The following is a 16,806-nucleotide window of genomic DNA, read 5'->3' as shown; positions in this document are numbered from 1 at the left end:
GCACTACATGAGCCAGAGGACCGCGCCGCCGACCGCGAGCACGATCAGCACCAGCAGGACGACCGCCAGGAACCTGGCGGTCTTCCAGGTGGCGTAGACGCCACCGGCCAGAAAGCCCGCGAGGGCCAGCAGGCCGATGACGACGACCTCTTTCGGCATCAGAGCACGCCCTTGGTCGACGGGATGCCGCCGACGCGCGGGTCCGGTTCCACGGCCGCACGCAGAGCGCGCGCGATCGCCTTGTACTCGGCCTCCGCGATGTGGTGCGGGTCGCGGCCGTACTCGACGCGCACGTGCAGCGCGATCTGGGCGTGGAAGGCCAGCGACTCGAACACGTGCCGGTTGAGCACGAACGGGTAGTTGCCGCCGATCACGAACGAGTTGAACTGCTCCGGCTCGCCGCGGTGCACGGTGTAGGGACGGCCCGAGACGTCGACCGCCGCGTGCGCGAGGGTCTCGTCCATCGGGATCCAGCAGTCGCCGAACCGGCGGATGCCCTTCTTGTCCCCCAACGCTTCCCGCAGGGCCTGGCCGAGCACGATCGCGATGTCCTCGACCGAGTGGTGGGCGTCGATCTCGACGTCACCGGTCGCGCGGACGATCAGGTCGAAGCAGCCGTGCACGCCGAACGCGGTGAGCATGTGGTCGTAGAACGGCACGCCGGTGCTGATCTCGACCTGGCCGGTGCCGTCCAGGTCGATCTCCACGTAGACCGACGACTCCTTGGTGGTGCGCTCCACCTTGCCCACACGGCTCACCGGCCGACCTCCTTGCTGGCCGCGAGGAAGGCGTCGTTCTCCTCGGGCGTTCCGATGGTCACCCGCAGGTGACCGGTGATTCCGACGTCCCTGATGAGCACGCCGTGGTCCAAATAGGACTTCCAGGTCTCGCGCGCGTCCTCGAACCAGCCGAACAGCACGAAGTTCGCGTCCGACGGCACGACCTGGAATCCCATCTCCTTCAGCGCCGCCACGACGCGGTCGCGCTCGGCGGCGAGCAGCGCCACCGAGCCGAGCGTCTCCGCCGCGTGCCGCAACGACGCCCGCGCGGCCGCCTGCGTCAGCTGCGACAGGTGGTACGGCAACCGCACCAGCTGCAACGCGTCGACCACGGCAGGAGCGGCGGCGAGGTAGCCCAGCCGGCCGCCCGCGAAGGCGAAGGCCTTCGACATCGTGCGCGAGACGATCAGCCGCGAGCCGTACTCGTCAAGCAGCTTGATCGCGCTGTCCTGCGGCGAGAACTCCGCGTACGCCTCGTCCACCACGACCACGCCGGTGGACGACGCGATCAGCAGCCGCAGGTCCGCGAGCGGGATCGACTGCCCCGTCGGGTTGTTCGGCGACGTCACGAACACGATGTCCGGCCGTGTCTCGGCGATGATCGCGGCGGCCTTCTCCACGTCCAGCGAGAAGTCGGACCGGCGCGGCGTCGGCACCCACTCGGTGCGCGTGCCTGCGGCGATGATCGGGTGCATCGAGTACGACGGCTCGAAGCCGAGCGCGGTCCGGCCAGGACCGCCGAACGCCTGCATGATCTGCTGGAGGACCTCGTTGGACCCGTTGGCGGCCCACACGTTCTCGGCCGTCAGCGGCACCGACGTCGTCTCGGCCAGGTATGCCGCCAGGTCCTCGCGCAACGCCACCGCGTCGCGGTCGGGGTAGCGGTGCAGCTCACCCGCGATCTCCGCGACCGCCGCCACGACATCGGCCGCGAGGGCGTCCGTCGGCGCGTACGGGTTCTCGTTGGTGTTCAGGCGGTACGGCACGTCGAGCTGCGGCGCACCGTAGGGCGTGCGGCCGCGCAGATCCTCGCGCAGGGGCAGGTCGGAAAGCTCCACCCGTGCGCCGATGACCGGCTTCATCGGGCGAACCTCGCCGTCACGGCCTGCCCGTGCGCGGGCAGGTCCTCCGCGTTGGCCAGCGCGACGACCTTGTCCGCGACCTCGCGCAGGGCTTCCTCGGAGTAGTCGATCACGTGGATGCCGCGCAGGAACGTCTGCACGGAGAGTCCGGACGAGTGCCGCGCGCAGCCACCGGTCGGCAGCACGTGGTTCGAGCCCGCGCAGTAGTCGCCAAGGGACACCGGCGAGTGCGCGCCGACGAAGATCGCGCCGGCGGACCGGATCCGCGCCGCCACCTCACGCGCGTCGCGCGTCTGGATCTCCAGGTGCTCGGCGGCGTAGGCGTCGACGACCCGGACACCTTCGTCCACAGAGGACACGAGCACGCACCCGGACTGCTTGCCGCCCAACGCCGTGCGGATTCGCTCGTGGTGCTTCGTCGCACCGATCTGGCGTTCCAGCTCGGCGTCGACGCGGTCGGCCAGCTCGTCGGAGTCGGTCACCAGCACGGAGGCGGCCAGCGGGTCGTGCTCGGCCTGGGAGATCAGGTCGGCGGCCACGTGCACCGGGTCGGCCGTGGCGTCCGCGAGGATCGCGATCTCGGTCGGCCCCGCCTCGGAGTCGATGCCGATCAGGCCGCGCAGCAACCTCTTGGCCGCCGTCGTGTAGATGTTGCCGGGACCGGTGACGATGTCGACCGGGGCCAGTTCGGCACCGTCGGTGTCCACGCCGCCGTGCGCCATCAACGCCACGGCCTGCGCGCCGCCCGCGGCCCACACCTCGTCGACGCCGAGCAGTGCGGCGGCGGCCAGGATCGTCGGGTGCGGCAGGCCGCCGAACTCCGCCTGCGGCGGCGAGCACACGACCAGCGACTCGACGCCGGCGATCTGCGCGGGCACGACGTTCATGACGACCGTCGACGGGTAGACCGCGAGGCCACCGGGCGCGTAGAGGCCCACGCGCGCGACGGGCACCCACTTCTCCGTGACGGTGCCGCCGGGCACGACCTGCGTGGTCGTGTCCTTGCGACGCTGGTCGGCGTGCACGCGCCGGGTGCGCGTGATGACCTCTTCCAGCGCCTCGCGCACGGCCGGGTCCAACGAGGACAAAGCGGACGAAATCTCGGAAGCGGGCACTCGGACGGAAGTGGGACGAACGCGGTCGAACTTCTCGGTGTACTCGAACACGGCCTCGACACCGCGCTCCGCCACCGCGTCCACCACGGGCCGCACGTGATGCAGCACCGCGTCCACGTCCACCTCGGCGCGCGGTACGACGGCGCGCAGCTGAGCGGGAGTCGTGGTGCGACCTCGCAGGTCGATGCGGCTGAGCATGCCCTACAGGGTAGTTCCTGCCGAATTCTGTCAACCGTCAGCCCGCGAACGGCGCTACCTCAGCGAGTGACACCAGAGCCACGCTCGGTTGAGCACAACTCCGTCGTAAACCCCTGCTGATGATGGAGGATCAATGTTCAACAAGCGCCGCGGTCTCGTCGCCGCAGTGCTCGGACTCAGCCTGCCGCTGCTGGTGGGCACGAGCGCCCCGACCCAGGCCGCGGGTTCCGGCCGCACGGTCTACGAGATCACCGTGAGGAACGTCGAGCAGCTCAGGCAGGTCGTCTACACCGGCACCGACCTGATCGACGAGACCACGAACGGTCCGGTGACCGTGATCGCCAGCGCGGCGGAGGCCCGTGCGCTGAGGAGGACCGGGTTGCCGATGAAGTACATCGGTGACGCCGAGGCCGAGTTCGCGAAGCTCGGCAAGGTCGACTTCACCGACCCTGTTCCGGGTCAGGTGACGACCCAGGACTTCCCGTCCGGCTACACCGGCTACCACAACTTCGCCGAGATGAAGGCCGAGCTCGACAAGACCGTCACGGCCCACTCGAACCTGGTGAAGCTCTCCAGCATCGGCAAGTCGTACGAAGGCCGTGACCTGTGGATGCTGAAGATCAGCAACAACCCGGCGGTCGACCAGGCCAAGCCCGAGGTCATCGTGACGTGCAACCAGCACGCGCGTGAGCACCTGACCGTCGAGATGTGCCTGCACTTCATCCAGCGCCTCACCGACGGCTACGCCTCGAACGCGTCGATCAAGGCACTGGTCGACTCGCGCGAGATCTGGGTCATCCCGAGCGTCAACCCGGACGGCTCCGAGTACGACATCGCGAGCGGCTCGTTCCGCGGCTGGCGCAAGAACCGCCAGGGCCCCGGCACCGACCTGAACCGCAACTGGGGCTACAAGTGGGGCTGCTGCGGCGGCTCCAGCGGCAGCACCTCCTCCGACACCTACCGCGGCACGGCGGCGTTCTCCGCACCGGAGACCGCCCGCATCCGCGACTTCGTGAACTCCCGCGTGGTCGGCGGCGTGCAGCAGATCAAGACGAACCTCGACTTCCACACGTTCTCCGAGCTGGTGCTCTGGCCGTTCGGCTGGACCACCAACAACACCGCGCCGGGCCTGGACGCGAACGAGGAACGCGCGTTCCGCACGCTCGGGCAGCAGATGGCCGCCACCAACGGCTACACGCCCGAGCAGTCGAGCGACCTCTACATCACCGACGGCACCATCGACGACTGGATGTGGGGCCAGTACAAGATCTGGTCGTACACCTTCGAGATGTACCCGAGCAGCGGCGGCCTCAACGGCTTCTACCCGCGTGACAACGTCATCGCCGCGCAGACCAGCCGCAACGACCAGGCGACCGACCTGTTCCTGCAGTACTCCGACTGCGTGAAGCGGGTCATCGGGCAGACCTGCTGATCCTCTCCAGGGCCTGGTCGATCTCTTCCGCGGTGACGAAGTAGTGCGGGGAGGCCCGCACTACTTCGTCCAGGCCCCGCTTCGTCATGTCGATCATCGTCGACCCGCGCAGCGAGACCGTCACGGCGACGTTCTCCGCCCACAGCCGGTCCTTGAGCTCCAGCGCGGGCACGTGCTCGGACGTGAAGGTGACGATGCCGGACTGCCGTTCGCCGAGGTCCCGCACGATGATGCCGGGGATGGTGCGCAACCCGTCGCGCAAACGCTTGGCACGGTCCGCGACCTCGGCCTCGATCACGTCCAGGCCCCGGTCGAGGGCGTAGCGCGCGGCGGCGATCAGGCCCAGCCGGTCGGCGACGCTGAACTCCCACAGCTCGAACACCCGCGCGTCGGCACGCGGCTCGTACCGGTCGAGCGCGGCCCACTCGGCGGCGCTGTGGTCCATCAACCGCGGCCGCAGCCTCTTCCTGACCTCGTCCCGCACGACCAGCGCGCCCGTGCCGCGCGGTCCGCGCAGCCACTTCCGCCCGGTGCAGACGAGCATGTCGTAGTCGTACCCGCGCAGGTCCAGCTGACCGGTCGACTGGCAGGCGTCGAGCAGCACCAGCGCGCCCACCTCGCGGGCCTTCGCGGTGACCTCGTCGACCGGGTTGACCAGCCCGCCGTTCGTGGGCACGTGCACGAGCGAGATCAGCTTGACCCGCTCGTCCAGGTCCAGCGCCTCGACGTCGAGCTGCCCGTACCGGTCGGACGGCATCACCTCGATCGTCGCGCCGGTCTCCTCCGCGCGGCGCAGCATCGGCACGGCGTTGCCGCCGTACTCGACCTCCGTGACCAGGATCCGGTCGCCTTTGCGCAGCTCAACGGCATCGAACGCGGTGAGCCACGACCGGGTCGCGCTGTCGGTGAACGCGACCTCGGACGGCAGGCAGCCGAAGAGCTCCGCCATCACGCCGTAGCCGGCGTCGAGGTCGTCACGGCGTTCGGCGGCGGCCCGGTAGCCGCCTATCTCGGTCTCCCTGCGCAGGTGCCCGACGACCTCGTCGACCACGGGTGCGGGTGCGATCGACGAACCGGCGCTGTCCAGGAAGATCAGGTCGTTCACGCCCGCACTCTGCCACGAAATAGGCTCACCGCCATGGTGGAGATCCCCTACGGCAAGCGCATGCGGCCGCGGTACTGGCGGTTCCTGATCATCACGGCGGTCGGGATCGCGTTGGTCGCGTTTGCCCTGCACATCCCGTGGCTGCTCATCACGTTGATCGTGCTCGGCGTGCTGAACACCGTCGTGTGCGTGGGTGCTCTCTACGTCCTGCACAAGCAGCCGCACACGGTGTCCGACGACGAGCTGCGGTTGCGTCAGCTGGGGTTCTTCGACTGGCGCATCCCGACCGCGGACCTCGGCACGGCCGAGGTCACCGAGCGCAGCCACACCGGCCGGCGCAGCGTCGAGGTGATCGGAGACTCGCTCGTCATCCAGTCGCTGACCAAGACGAACGTGTCGGTGCCGTTCCACGAGCCGCAGCTGGTGAACCTCGGCAAGACCGGCGTGCAGCGGGTCGAGCGCGTCGAGTTCTGGGCGGACGACCCGCAGCGAGCCGCCCGCGAGATCAACGCCAGGACTACTTAGGCTCCCACTTCTCGAGGTTCCACCACGGACCCCAGGCCAACGCGCCGTAGGAGTTCGGGTCGACCACGGGCTGATAACCGTTCCACGAGTCACGCATCACGTACGCGTGTTCGGGGAAGACCAGCACCGCCATCGACGGTGCCGCGATGAACGCCTGCTGGAAGAGCTTGTACGCCACCGCCCGCTGCGCCGGGTCGATGAGCCTGCGGCCGTTCTCCAGCGCCGCGTCGGCGGCCGGGCTGCCCTGACCGCGCAGGTCGTAGAGCATCAGGTCGGGGTCGAACGGCGAGCCCTCGCCGTAGAGCAGCGCGTCCTGGGCGATGCGCGGCCGGATCGCCTCCCACGACAGCCCGGCGAGCTGCACGTCCACGCCCACGGCCTTGGCGTCCGCCGCGAACGCCGTGGCCAGGTCGGCGCGCAGGTCGTCGCCGAGCGGGTACATCAGCGTGAACCGGGCGGGCACGCCGTCCTTGACGCGGATGCCGTCCGGCCCGGGCACCCAGCCGGCCAGGTCGAGCTGACGGGCGGCCTCGGTCTTGTCGTAGCGGAACTTCGCGGTCGGGTCGAACTCCTCGGCCAGCGCGTCCGGCACCGGTGTGTAGGCGATCGTGCCCCTGCCGTCGAGCAGGCTGTCGATCATGCCCTGGCGGTTCGACGCGTAGTTCAGCGCGAGCCGGATGGCGGCGTTGCCGGTGACCGGGTTGGCCGCGGGCAGCCGCACCGCGCGGTAGTCGGCGCTGCGGTGGTACTGCACGACCAGGCCCGACTTGCCGGTGAACTGCGTCGCGATCTTGGGTGGCAGCACCGTGCCGTCGAACTCGCCGTCCCGCATGCGGCGCGCGCGCTGGTTGTCGTCGCTGACGAACACGACGGTCAGCTTCTTGACCTTGGGCGCGCCGTCGAAGTAGCTCTCGTTGGCGTCCAGCAGCAGCCGGTCGCCCTTCTTCCACTCGGTGACCTTGTACGGCCCGGTGCCGATCGGCTGACCGTCCGGCCTGGCCTGCTCGCTGGGCAGGATCCCGAGGGTGAGCAGGTGCGGGAACGCCTCCTGCGTCTGGTTCAGCGTGAAGCGGACCGTGGACGGGTTGACCTGCTCGACGCCCTTGAGCGTGCCGAACCGCTCCTTGACCGGGTTCTGCAGCGCGGCGGTGTAGGTGGCGACGACGTCCTCCGCGCCGAACGTGCTGCCGTCGGTGAACTTCACGTCGCCGCGCAGCTTGACCGTCCAGCTGAGCCCGTCCGCGGCCGGTTCCGGCAGGTCGGCGGCGAGCTGCGGCTTGAGCGAACCGTCCTGGCGGTGCTCGACGAGCCCGTCGTAGATCTTCGAGACGCCCTGCGCGCCGTAGCCGAGCAACGGGTTCAGCGTCGTCGGCTCGTCGCGGTCGGCGAGCACGATGGACGTGCCGTTCGTGCCACCGTCCGGGCGGGGTGCGGCGGTCTCGGTGCAGCCCGTGACGGCCAGCAACACGACTAGGAGCAGTGGGAGACGCACACTGCCGGACCCTACAGTGATCCCCATGCGCATCGCTGTGAGTCAGATCAGCTCCACCACCGACCCCCGGTCCAACCTGGAACTGGTCCGCGACGCGGTGCGCAGGGCCGAGGGCGCGCGGGTCGTCCTGCTGCCCGAGGCGACGATGTGCCGCTTCGGCGTGCCGCTCGCTCCCGTCGCCGAACCGCTGGACGGACCGTGGGCGTCCGCGGTGCACGAGATCGCCGCGTCGCACGACGTCGTGGTGGTGGCGGGCATGTTCACGCCGTCCGGCGACCGCGTGACGAACACGATGCTCGTCACCGGACCGGACGTTCACGTCGGCTACGACAAGATCCACCTGTTCGACGCGTTCGGGTTCCAGGAGTCGCGCACGGTCGCACCGGGTTCGGAGCCCGTGACCTTCGAACTCGACGGCATCACGCTGGGCGTCGCCACCTGCTACGACATCCGCTTCCCCGAGCTGTTCCGGGCGTTGGCGGACAAGGGCGCGTCGGCGGTGCTGGTCGGGGCGTCGTGGGGTGCCGGGCCGGGCAAGAAGGAGCAGTGGGAGCTGCTGGTGCGGGCACGCGCGCTCGACTGCACGTCGTGGGTGGTGGCGTGCGGGCAGGCCTACCCCGGCGAGCTGGGCTCGTCCGCCCCGACCGGAATCGGGTACTCGACCGTCGCCGACCCTTTCGGCAACGTCGTCCTGCAGCTGTCCGGCCAGCCCGAGGTCGTCGTGACGGAAATCGACCCGAAGTCGGTGGAACAAGCGCGCGAAGTACTGCCGGTGCTGGCGAACCGACGGCTACGTTGATCTCCATGCGCATCGTTTCGGCCGTAGTGGCCGCTTTGCTGTTGTTCTCCGGTGTCGCCAACGCGACGCCTTCGCGCGGGGTCACCGGCAAGATCCTCGCCCAGTGGACCGCCGGCGACCGCGACTACGTCCTCCGCGAGATCACCATCGACGCCGGCGGCAGCACCGGCTGGCACCACCACGACGGCACGCTCTACGCCGTGGTGAAGCAGGGCGTGCTGACCCGCACCGAGTCCGACTGCACCACGACGTTCGTGAACCGCCGCGGTGACACGCTGATCGAGCAACCGCACCAGGTGCACATCGGGCGCAACCTCGGCACCGAGCCGATGGTGCTCGACGTGCTGTACGTCAACCCGGTCGGTGCGCCGTTGTCGCGGGACGAGGCGAACCCCGGCTGTTCCTTCGACTGAGCTTGACCTCCAGCTAACTGGAGATCACAGGATCGGGGGCATGACTCTTCCAGTCCTGCCCCCGTTCGTCCGCAGCCGCACCGAGCTCGACGGCTACACGCTCTACCGCTCCGGCGATCCCCGGGGTGACAAGCAGGTCGGCTGCGTCGTCCTGGTGACCGTCGACACCGAGGACGAGGCCACCGCACGGGCGTGGGTCGACTCGGTGTTCGTCGCTCTCGCGAGCGAGCCGAACCCGCACCCCGGCGGCATCTCCGCCGCCTTCCACATCCGCGACGACGGCAAGCGCGTCATCAACTACGCGGAATGGGTCAGCGCCCAGGACCACCTCGACGCAGTCTCGGCCGGCAGCAACGGCGTCGGCTCGCGGACCGCCGACTGGCACCGGGTCCAGAACTTCCCCGGTGTCCAGCACGCCGGCGTCGAGCGCTACCAGCCGCCTGCTCGACCGCACGCGGGGCCCTTTCGTACTGCACGAGAGTACGAAAGCTCCCCGCGTACTCCTTCAGCGCAGGTCCATGCCGAGGTCGAGTGACGGCGACGAGTGCGTGAGGCCGCCGACCGCGAGGTAGTCCACGCCCGTCTCGGCGTACCGGCGGGCCACGTCCAGCGTGAGCCCGCCGGACGCCTCCAGCTTCACCCCGGCCGGACGCCTGGCGACGGCCTCCGCGCACTGTTCTGGCGTGAAGTTGTCCAGCAGCACCAGTTCCGCGCCCTCGGCCAGCGCCTCGTCGAGCTGGGCGAGGCTGTCGACCTCGACCTCCATCAGCAACTCCGGCGAGTGCGCACGGGCCGCGCGGATCGCCGCACCGACGGAGCCCGCCGCGGCGACGTGGTTGTCCTTGATCAGGATCGCGTCGCCCAGGCCCATCCGGTGGTTCACGCCGCCGCCGGTCCTGACCGCGTACTTCTGCAGAAGCCTGAGCCCTGGCAACGTCTTGCGCGAGTCGCGCACGAACGCGCCGGTGCCCTCGATCGCGTCGACCCAGCGCGCGGTCTGCGTGGCGATGCCGGACAGGTGGCAGATCAGGTTCAGCGCCGTGCGTTCGACGGTGAGCAGGCCGCGGGTCGGGCCGGTCAGCACCAGCGCGGGCTCACCGGGCACCGCCTTGTCGCCGTCCACCGCCTCGGACAGCACCTCGACCTCGGGCAGGTAGCGCTGGAAAGCCGCTTTGGCGACGGACACACCGCACAGCACGCCCGGCGTGCGCGGGGTGATCTCCGCAGTGGCGACGGCCTTCTCCGGCACGGTCGCCAGCGTCGTGGCGTCCAGGCCGTAGCGGAGGTCCTCCTCCAGCGCGAGCTGGATGACCCGGTTCGCGTCGTCCCAATCAATTCTGGCCAGATCGATGGTCATGCGACACCCTCTGCGAGAACAGGATCGGCCAGCACCGGCTGGCCGGTCGGGGTGAGCCGGACGAGCTGACTGCGTTGCCACTCCTGCGAACGCGACGTGAAGTCCGTGCGGACGTGGCAGCCGCGCGACTCGGTGCGTTCCTGCGCCGCCGCGATCAGGGCGCGGGCGGCCATGGTCAGCGCCGCGTCCTCGACCAGTTCGCGCGACTCCAGCTGCTTGTCCACAGTGGACACATCGAGCACCGAGCCCACGACCGCGAGGCCTTCCGCGTCACGGCCGATCGCGGCATAGCGGGACATCACGCGCTGGAGCAGGTCCCGGTCCGCGACCGGTGCGGTCGGCAGCACGGGGTCGACCGCGCGTGCCGGCGCGATCAGGCCGAGCGCGAGGTCGGAGGCCACGGTCTCGGCGGCACGGGTGCCGCAGACCAGCCCTTCGAGCAAGCTGTTGGACGCCAGGCGGTTCGCGCCGTGCAGGCCCGTGCGTGCGACCTCACCGACGGCGTACAGGCCGGTCACGCCGGTACGACCGTCGACAGTGGACACCACGCCGCCGCAGGCGAAGTGGGCGGCCGGGGCGACCGGAATCGGGTCCACCGCCGGGTCGACGCCCACCGAGACGCAGGCCGCGTACACGGTCGGGAACCGGGAAGCCATGTCGTGCAACGAGGTCGCGTCCAGGAACACGTGGTCGTCGACACCACCGGGCTCCAGCGCCATGTGCCGGGTGATCGCGGCCGCCACGACGTCGCGCGGGGCGAGGTCCTCCAGCGGGTGCACGCCCTTCATCACCCGCGCGCCGGTCGCGTCGATCAGCACGGCACCTTCGCCGCGCACGGCCTCGGTGACGAGCGGGCAGCGGCCACGCGCGCCACGACCCGTGTACAACACCGTGGGGTGGAACTGGATGAACTCGACGTCCGCGGCCAGCGCACCGGCCCGCAACGCCAGCGCCAGCCCGTCGCCCGTCGCCACGGCCGGGTTCGAGGTCGCCTGGTACATCTGGCCGAGACCGCCGGTGGCCAGCAGCACCGCGGGCGCGGTCAGCACACCGGGCACACCGTTGCCGTCCAGCACCAGCAACCCGGCCACCGCACCCAGCGGCGTCTTCACCGCGTCGACCGCGACGTGGTTCTCCAGCAGGGGAACCCGTCCGTCCACAGTGGCCTTCAGCAGCGCCCGCTCCACCTCGGCACCGGTCGCGTCGCCACCGGCGTGCACCACGCGGAACGCGCTGTGCCCGCCTTCGCGGGTGCGCTCCAGCAGTCCGTCGGGCCGCGCGTCGAACACGGCACCGCGCTCGCGCAACCGGGCCACCGCGGCGGGTCCGCCGGAGATGATCGCGGTGACCGCGGCCTCGTCGCAGAGGCCCGCGCCCGCCGTCAGCGTGTCCTCGATGTGCCGGGCGACCGAGTCACCGGGGTCGTGCTGGTCCTCCATGACCACCGCGACCCCGCCCTGAGCCCAGCGGGTGTTGCCGTCGTCGCCCGCCGCCTTCGTGACGACGAGAACGCGAAGCCCCAGCTCACGGGCGTGCAGCGCGGCCGTCAGACCCGCCACGCCCGTGCCGACCACGATCAGGTCGGCCCGCGCCTCCCAGCGCGCGGCCATCACTCACCGCCGCCGGGCTGGCCGATCTCGATCATGCGCTGCACCGCGCCCTGGGCGCAACGAGCGGTCTCCAGGTCGACGTGCACCTCGTCCAGGCCTTCGCGCACGCAGCGCAGCAGCGCGGCCGGGGTGATCATCTTCATGTAGGTGCAGGACGCGCGGTCGTTGACGGCGCGGAAGTCGATCTCCGGGGCGGCCTTGCGCAGCTGGTGCAGCATGCCGACCTCGGTCGCGACGAGCACCTTGCGGGCGTTCGTCTGGCGCGCGGCCGTGATCATGTCACCGGTCGAGAGGATCTTGACCTTCTCCGACGGCACGATGCCCTCGCCGCTCAGGTACAGCGCGGACGTCGCGCACCCGCACTCCGGGTGGATGAACAGGTCGGCGTCCGGGTTCGCAGCGGCGCGTTCGGCCAGCTCAGGGCCGTTGATGCCGGCGTGGACATGGCACTCGCCCGCCCAGATGTGCAGGTTCTCGCGGCCGGTCTCGCGCTTCACGTGCGCGCCCAGGAACTGGTCCGGGCAGAACAGCACCTCGCGGTCGGCCGGGATCGAGCGCACCACGTCGACGGCGTTCGACGACGTGCAGCAGATGTCCGTCTCGGCCTTCACCTCGGCGGTGGTGTTCACGTAGGACACGACGACCGCGCCGGGGTGCTGCGCCTTCCACTCGCGCAGCTGCGCACCGGTGATCGAGTCGGCCAGCGAACAGCCCGCGCGCTCGTCCGGGATCAGCACGGTCTTCTCCGGCGACAGGATCTTCGCCGTCTCGGCCATGAAGTGCACGCCGCAGAAGATGATGGTCTGCGCGTCCGACTGCGCGGCGATGCGGGACAGGGCGAGGGAGTCGCCGGTGTGGTGGGCGATGTCCTGGATCTCGGGCAGCTGGTAGTTGTGCGCCAGGATGACGGCATCCCGCTCCTTCGCGAGGCGCAACACCTCGTCCCGCCACGCCGCGTCCGGCTCGACTCCGCCGAACACACCTGACGCGGTTCGCCCCACAGTTGCGGTAGCGACCATCGCTGCCTCCTCGGTTCCAGGTTTTCGCCTATTGGTCGAAAACGTCGCCGATAGTATCAGCCGAGTGGCGGGCGTGGGGCATGAAGTTCTGGCAGCTGTGCTGCGGGTGAGAGGTGCGTCACTCCAGGTCATGCTGTGGGAGCGCGCACGGGAGCCACACGCTCACCGCTGGTCGCTGCCGGGTGGCGAGCTGCGGGTGGACGAGGACGTCGAGACCTCCATCCGCCGCCAGCTGACCGAAAAAGTCGACGTGCGACAACTCTCACACGTCGAGCAGCTCGCCGTTTTCAGCGCCCCGGACCGCGTGCCGGGCCCCCGTGTCGTGGCGACGGCGTTCCTCGGACTGGTCCCTTCGGACGCCGATCCCGAACGGCCGGCGGACACCGAGTGGCACTGCGTGGACACGCTCCCTCCGATGGCGTTCGACCACGCCTCGATCGTGCACCGAGCCCGGCACCGGCTCGCCTCGAAGCTGTCCTACACCAACCTCGGCTTCGCTTTGGCGCCACCGGAGTTCACGATCTCGCTGTTGCGCGACCACTACTCGGCCGCACTCGGCTACCGGGTGTCCGCGACGAACCTCCAGCGCGTGCTGTCCCGCCGGTTGCTGCTCGAACCCACCGGCGGCACCGCTCCCCCCGGCCCGTCCGGCGGCCGCCCGGCGGCCCTGTTCCGGTTCAGCGCCAAGGGAATCAAAGTCACCGATCCGTTCGCCGTGCTGAGGCCGCCGGGATCCGGCCGTCCAGCAGGCGGCAGTGCCACCCCGTAACGTTGCACGCGTGGCCGAGACGCTTCCGCTCTTCCCCCTGGGCACGGTGCTGTTGCCGGGGGCGTCTTTGCCGCTGCACATCTTCGAGCCGCGCTACCGCCAGCTCGTCGTCGACCTGATGACCGGCTCGCTCTTCGGCCGCACGTTCGGCGTCGTGTGCATCAAGGAGGGCTGGGAGGTGGGCGCCGACAACGTCGGCTCCCTCAAGGACATCGGCTGCTCCGCCGACCTGCTCGACGCCCGCCCGCTGCCGGAGGGCCGCTTCGACATCGTCACGCGCGGAGTCCGCCGCTTCCGACTGCTCGACGTCGACTCCACGACCGCGCCCTACCTGCTCGGCCACGTCGACTACCTGGACGACTCACCCGTGCCCGAGGCGGCGCTGGAGGTCGTGCCGATCCTGGAACGCGGTGCCCGCGCGGCCCACGAGCGCTACTGCGGCGCGGCCTGGCACCGCGAGGACTGGTCCCCACCCGCCGAGGACGTCGACCTGGGCGCGCTGTCGTACCTGCTCGCCGCGGACTGCCTGCTGCCCGTCGAGGACCGGCAGCGGTTGCTGGAGGAGACCTCGCCGGCGCGGCGGTTGCGGTTGGTCAGGCGGATGCTGCACCGGGAGACCGGCATTCTCAGCGCGCTGAAGGCCGTTCCGGTGCCGCTCACCGAGTTCGGACACGTACCGAACCCCAACTGAAGTCGCGCAGCGCGGGAGCGCCTGCCACGAGGTGCTTCGCCGCCGCGGCAGGAGATCCGCGAGCATGTGGAGGGTCTTTGTGAGGTGGCGCGCAGGCGGCGACGCGGGTGATGCCGCACGGACGTCCTCGACCTCGGCCCTGAGCCCGTGTCCAGCCCGGTGCAGCGTGAAGTCCGCCGCCAGCTCCCGGTAACCGCGGACGGTGTCCATCACTCCGTGAACGACCAGCAGGCCGGGGCCGCTGCCCGTGGTGCGGCGGCCGACGGTGGGGCCGTCCGCAGAGGCGATCACGCCCCGCCGACCGCGAACCGCCGAGCCGTACCTCCGATCGCCGGATCGTTGGATTGTGGCCTTGTGGGATTGTTGAACAATCCTTACAGTCTTAGTCACTGAGGGCCACATCACACCCCAACCACTCCTCCACCACGCTGCGAGGTGTCCCATGAGCACGACCACGACCGAGGACACAGGCCGTTTCGCCTGGTTCCGCAGTCTCGGCCAGAAGGGCAGGCGCGCGTTCGTCGGCGCGTTCGGTGGCTACGGACTGGACTCGTACGACTACTGGGTCCTGCCGCTGAGCCTGGTCGCGATCACCGGCTACTTCGGCCTCACCAAGGCGGAAGCCGGCCTGCTGGGCACGTCCACCCTGCTGATGAGCGCCATCGGCGGCGCGGTGGCCGGAGTCATGGCCGACCGGTTCGGCCGCTCCAGGACACTGATCATCACGGTCGCGGCGTACGCGTTCTTCACCGTGCTGTGCGGCTTCGCGACCAGCTACGAGACGCTGCTGGTGTTCCGCGCCCTGCAGGGGCTGGGCTTCGGCGGCGAGTGGGCGGCCGGGGCGATCCTCGTGGCCGAGTACTGCAAGCCGAAGTACCGCGGCCGCACGGTGGCGTTCATCCAGAGCGCGTGGGCGGTCGGCTGGGGGCTCGCGGTCGTCATCAACACCCTGGTCGCCTCGCTCGCCGGCCCGAGCTGGTCGTGGCGGATCATGTTCTGGACCGGTGCGCTGCCCGCGATCCTCATCTTCTACGTGCGCCGCAACGTCGACGACGCGCCGGAGGCCAAGGCGCACGCCAACCAGAAGGGCACGTTCCCGCAGATCTTCCAGGGCCGCACGCTGAAAACCACGCTGTTCGCCGCGCTGCTCGCGACCGGCGTCCAGGGCGGCTACTACACGCTCGCGACGTGGTTGCCGGCGTTCCTGCAGACCGGGCGCAAGCTCACGGTCATCGGCACGGGCGGCTACCTCGCGTTCCTCATCACCGGCGCCTGGATCGGGTACGTCAGCGGCGGTTATCTCACGGACTACCTGGGGCGCAAGAAGACCTTCACGCTGTTCGCCACCGCGAGTGCGTTGCTGATCGTCGCCTACACGCAGATTCCCAACGGTGCCAACACGTTGGTGATGTTCCTGGGCTTCCCGCTCGGCTTCTGCATGTCGGCCATCTTCAGCGGGTTCGGCAGCTACCTGTCCGAGCTCTACCCGACGCGCCTGCGCGGCACGGGCCAGGGCTTCACGTACAACTTCGGGCGCGCGTTCGGCGCTGTCTTCCCCGGTCTGGTCGGATTCATGGCCGACCGGCTGGGCATCGGCGGTGCGATGCTGTTCGGGGCCGCGGCGTACGGGATCGCCGTCGTCGCGCTGATCTGGTTGCCGGAGACGGTCAACAAGGAGCTGGCATGACGACGGCGGGCACGGCACCGGGGCAGGCGCAGGCCAACCTGATCGCCATCCCGAAGGACTGGGCGTACGACTTCCTCCTCTTCACCCACCGCAACCCCAAGCCCTGCCCGGTGCTCGACGTGCTGGACGCCGGTGAGACGGTCAGCGCGCTCAAGCCGGACGCGGACGTGCGCACCCACGCGCCGCGTTACCGGGTCTGGGAAAAAGGCGAGCTCGTCGCGGAACCCGAGAACGCCACGGAGTTCTGGCGCGACGACCTGGTGACGTTCCTGATCGGCTGCAGCTTCACGTTCGAGACCGCGCTGGAGAGCGCGGGAGTGCCGCTGCGGCACGTGGATCAGGGCAGGAACGTCTCGATGTTCGTCACGGACGTCCAGTGCCGCCCGGCAGGACGGCTGCACGGCCCGATGGTCGTGTCGATGCGCTGGATCCCGGAGTCCCTTGTGGACATCGCGCACAAGGTGACGGCGCTGATGCCGTCGGTGCACGGCGCTCCGGTCGGCGCGGGCGACCCGCGGATGCTCGGCATCGAGGACGTCCACGAGCCGGACTTCGGCGACGCCGTCGAGCCGGAACCCGGTGACGTGCCGGTGTTCTGGGCGTGCGGCGTGACCCCGCAGGCGGTGCTGATGAAGTCCAGGCCGCCGTTCGCGATCACGCACGCGCCGGGTCAGATGTTCGTCACCGACATGCCCGACTTCGCCTACCGGGTCGGCTGACCGACCGGCGGCGT

The 16,806-nt window shown here is 70.0% G+C and carries 18 protein-coding genes; 9 read left to right on the top strand and 9 right to left on the bottom strand.

Annotation, left to right across the window (positions count from 1 at the left end):
* Nucleotides 1-3: 3 nt before the first annotated feature.
* From ACWEIJ_RS18175 to hisD, 4 genes are read right to left on the bottom strand one after another with little or no spacing between them, the layout of a single operon-like run.
* Entirely contained in the window at nucleotides 4-159 is a 156-nt protein-coding gene (locus tag ACWEIJ_RS18175; RefSeq protein ID WP_449838325.1) for a hypothetical protein, read from the bottom strand.
* Nucleotides 159-758, bottom strand: coding sequence for an imidazoleglycerol-phosphate dehydratase HisB (gene hisB, locus ACWEIJ_RS18170; RefSeq protein WP_112273084.1), 600 nt, complete (start codon nucleotides 756-758; stop codon nucleotides 159-161). Before hisB ends, ACWEIJ_RS18175 begins: the two co-directional genes overlap by 1 nt.
* A complete protein-coding gene (locus tag ACWEIJ_RS18165; RefSeq protein ID WP_449838324.1) occupies nucleotides 755-1,861 on the bottom strand; it encodes a histidinol-phosphate transaminase in 1,107 nt (368 codons plus the stop codon). Before ACWEIJ_RS18165 ends, hisB begins: the two co-directional genes overlap by 4 nt.
* Entirely contained in the window at nucleotides 1,858-3,174 is a 1,317-nt protein-coding gene (gene hisD / locus ACWEIJ_RS18160) for a histidinol dehydrogenase (RefSeq protein WP_449838323.1), read from the bottom strand. Before hisD ends, ACWEIJ_RS18165 begins: the two co-directional genes overlap by 4 nt.
* Before the next feature lie 133 nt (nucleotides 3,175-3,307).
* Between hisD and ACWEIJ_RS18155 the strand changes: the two genes are divergently transcribed.
* Nucleotides 3,308-4,606 carry a M14 family metallopeptidase gene (locus ACWEIJ_RS18155; protein WP_449838322.1) on the top strand — a complete coding sequence of 433 codons (1,299 nt, stop codon included), beginning with the start codon at nucleotides 3,308-3,310 and terminating at the stop codon, nucleotides 4,604-4,606.
* Here the strand turns inward: ACWEIJ_RS18155 and ACWEIJ_RS18150 are convergent.
* The gene (locus tag ACWEIJ_RS18150) at nucleotides 4,587-5,711 is read right to left on the bottom strand and encodes an aminotransferase class V-fold PLP-dependent enzyme (protein ID WP_449838321.1); all 1,125 of its coding nucleotides are present in this window, start codon (nucleotides 5,709-5,711) and stop codon (nucleotides 4,587-4,589) included. The two genes, ACWEIJ_RS18155 and ACWEIJ_RS18150, sit on opposite strands and share 20 nt — an antisense overlap.
* Before the next feature lie 33 nt (nucleotides 5,712-5,744).
* Between ACWEIJ_RS18150 and ACWEIJ_RS18145 the strand changes: the two genes are divergently transcribed.
* Nucleotides 5,745-6,236 (top strand): hypothetical protein, encoded by a 492-nt coding sequence (locus ACWEIJ_RS18145; RefSeq protein WP_449838320.1) that lies wholly within the window; start codon nucleotides 5,745-5,747, stop codon nucleotides 6,234-6,236.
* Here ACWEIJ_RS18145 and ACWEIJ_RS18140 read toward each other — a convergent pair.
* The gene (locus ACWEIJ_RS18140; protein WP_449838319.1) at nucleotides 6,229-7,728 is read right to left on the bottom strand and encodes an ABC transporter substrate-binding protein; all 1,500 of its coding nucleotides are present in this window, start codon (nucleotides 7,726-7,728) and stop codon (nucleotides 6,229-6,231) included. The two genes, ACWEIJ_RS18145 and ACWEIJ_RS18140, sit on opposite strands and share 8 nt — an antisense overlap.
* 25 nt (nucleotides 7,729-7,753) lie before the next feature.
* Here ACWEIJ_RS18140 and ACWEIJ_RS18135 point away from each other — a divergent pair, with 25 nt between their 5' ends.
* Genes ACWEIJ_RS18135 through ACWEIJ_RS18125 form a run of 3 tightly spaced genes read left to right on the top strand, consistent with a single transcriptional unit; the run spans nucleotide 7,754 to nucleotide 9,475 of the window.
* Nucleotides 7,754-8,527 (top strand): carbon-nitrogen hydrolase family protein, encoded by a 774-nt coding sequence (locus ACWEIJ_RS18135; protein WP_449838318.1) that lies wholly within the window; start codon nucleotides 7,754-7,756, stop codon nucleotides 8,525-8,527.
* Between the two features lie 5 nt (nucleotides 8,528-8,532).
* Nucleotides 8,533-8,940, top strand: a complete 408-nt coding sequence (locus tag ACWEIJ_RS18130) for a cupin domain-containing protein (protein WP_449838317.1) — start codon at nucleotides 8,533-8,535, stop codon at nucleotides 8,938-8,940.
* Between the two features lie 40 nt (nucleotides 8,941-8,980).
* Nucleotides 8,981-9,475 (top strand): hypothetical protein, encoded by a 495-nt coding sequence (locus tag ACWEIJ_RS18125; RefSeq protein WP_449838316.1) that lies wholly within the window; start codon nucleotides 8,981-8,983, stop codon nucleotides 9,473-9,475.
* On the opposite strand, the gene nadC is transcribed toward ACWEIJ_RS18125, so the two are convergent.
* From nadC to nadA, 3 genes are read right to left on the bottom strand one after another with little or no spacing between them, the layout of a single operon-like run.
* Complete coding sequence (gene nadC / locus ACWEIJ_RS18120; RefSeq protein WP_449838315.1) at nucleotides 9,446-10,297, bottom strand: carboxylating nicotinate-nucleotide diphosphorylase; 852 nt, start codon at nucleotides 10,295-10,297, stop codon at nucleotides 9,446-9,448. The genes ACWEIJ_RS18125 and nadC overlap by 30 nt on opposite strands.
* Complete coding sequence (locus ACWEIJ_RS18115; RefSeq protein WP_449838314.1) at nucleotides 10,294-11,907, bottom strand: L-aspartate oxidase; 1,614 nt, start codon at nucleotides 11,905-11,907, stop codon at nucleotides 10,294-10,296. The genes nadC and ACWEIJ_RS18115 overlap by 4 nt, the downstream gene beginning before the upstream one ends.
* Nucleotides 11,907-12,926 (bottom strand): quinolinate synthase NadA, encoded by a 1,020-nt coding sequence (gene nadA, locus ACWEIJ_RS18110; RefSeq protein WP_449838313.1) that lies wholly within the window; start codon nucleotides 12,924-12,926, stop codon nucleotides 11,907-11,909. Before nadA ends, ACWEIJ_RS18115 begins: the two co-directional genes overlap by 1 nt.
* Nucleotides 12,927-13,026: 100 nt before the next feature.
* On the opposite strand from nadA, the gene ACWEIJ_RS18105 reads away from it, so the two are divergent.
* From ACWEIJ_RS18105 to ACWEIJ_RS18090, 4 genes are all read left to right on the top strand, one after another.
* Nucleotides 13,027-13,695, top strand: a complete 669-nt coding sequence (locus ACWEIJ_RS18105) for an NUDIX hydrolase (protein ID WP_449838617.1) — start codon at nucleotides 13,027-13,029, stop codon at nucleotides 13,693-13,695.
* Nucleotides 13,696-13,705: 10 nt separating this feature from the next.
* Complete coding sequence (locus ACWEIJ_RS18100; protein ID WP_449838312.1) at nucleotides 13,706-14,386, top strand: LON peptidase substrate-binding domain-containing protein; 681 nt, start codon at nucleotides 13,706-13,708, stop codon at nucleotides 14,384-14,386.
* 442 nt (nucleotides 14,387-14,828) lie between these two features.
* Nucleotides 14,829-16,073, top strand: a complete 1,245-nt coding sequence (locus ACWEIJ_RS18095; RefSeq protein ID WP_449838311.1) for an MFS transporter — start codon at nucleotides 14,829-14,831, stop codon at nucleotides 16,071-16,073.
* Entirely contained in the window at nucleotides 16,070-16,792 is a 723-nt protein-coding gene (locus ACWEIJ_RS18090) for a putative hydro-lyase (protein WP_449838310.1), read from the top strand. The genes ACWEIJ_RS18095 and ACWEIJ_RS18090 overlap by 4 nt, the downstream gene beginning before the upstream one ends.
* Nucleotides 16,793-16,806: the final 14 nt, after the last annotated feature.

The sequence above is a fragment of the Lentzea sp. NPDC004789 genome (assembly GCF_053601075.1).
This window is presented reverse-complemented; position numbering and strand designations above follow the sequence as displayed.

Bases quoted from the DNA above. Each gene is read 5' to 3' on its own strand.
- ACWEIJ_RS18175 (WP_449838325.1), bottom strand. From the start codon at position 159: ATGCCGAAAGAGGTCGTCGTCATCGGCCTGCTGGCCCTCGCGGGCTTT.
- ACWEIJ_RS18165 (WP_449838324.1), bottom strand. From the start codon at position 1,861: ATGAAGCCGGTCATCGGCGCACGGGTGGAGCTTTCCGACCTGCCCCTG.
- hisD (WP_449838323.1), bottom strand. From the start codon at position 3,174: ATGCTCAGCCGCATCGACCTGCGAGGTCGCACCACGACTCCCGCTCAG.
- ACWEIJ_RS18155 (WP_449838322.1), top strand. From the start codon at position 3,308: ATGTTCAACAAGCGCCGCGGTCTCGTCGCCGCAGTGCTCGGACTCAGC.
- ACWEIJ_RS18145 (WP_449838320.1), top strand. From the start codon at position 5,745: ATGGTGGAGATCCCCTACGGCAAGCGCATGCGGCCGCGGTACTGGCGG.
- ACWEIJ_RS18135 (WP_449838318.1), top strand. From the start codon at position 7,754: ATGCGCATCGCTGTGAGTCAGATCAGCTCCACCACCGACCCCCGGTCC.
- ACWEIJ_RS18130 (WP_449838317.1), top strand. From the start codon at position 8,533: ATGCGCATCGTTTCGGCCGTAGTGGCCGCTTTGCTGTTGTTCTCCGGT.
- ACWEIJ_RS18125 (WP_449838316.1), top strand. From the start codon at position 8,981: ATGACTCTTCCAGTCCTGCCCCCGTTCGTCCGCAGCCGCACCGAGCTC.
- nadC (WP_449838315.1), bottom strand. From the start codon at position 10,297: ATGACCATCGATCTGGCCAGAATTGATTGGGACGACGCGAACCGGGTC.
- ACWEIJ_RS18115 (WP_449838314.1), bottom strand. From the start codon at position 11,907: ATGGCCGCGCGCTGGGAGGCGCGGGCCGACCTGATCGTGGTCGGCACG.
- nadA (WP_449838313.1), bottom strand. From the start codon at position 12,926: ATGGTCGCTACCGCAACTGTGGGGCGAACCGCGTCAGGTGTGTTCGGC.
- ACWEIJ_RS18095 (WP_449838311.1), top strand. From the start codon at position 14,829: ATGAGCACGACCACGACCGAGGACACAGGCCGTTTCGCCTGGTTCCGC.
- ACWEIJ_RS18090 (WP_449838310.1), top strand. From the start codon at position 16,070: ATGACGACGGCGGGCACGGCACCGGGGCAGGCGCAGGCCAACCTGATC.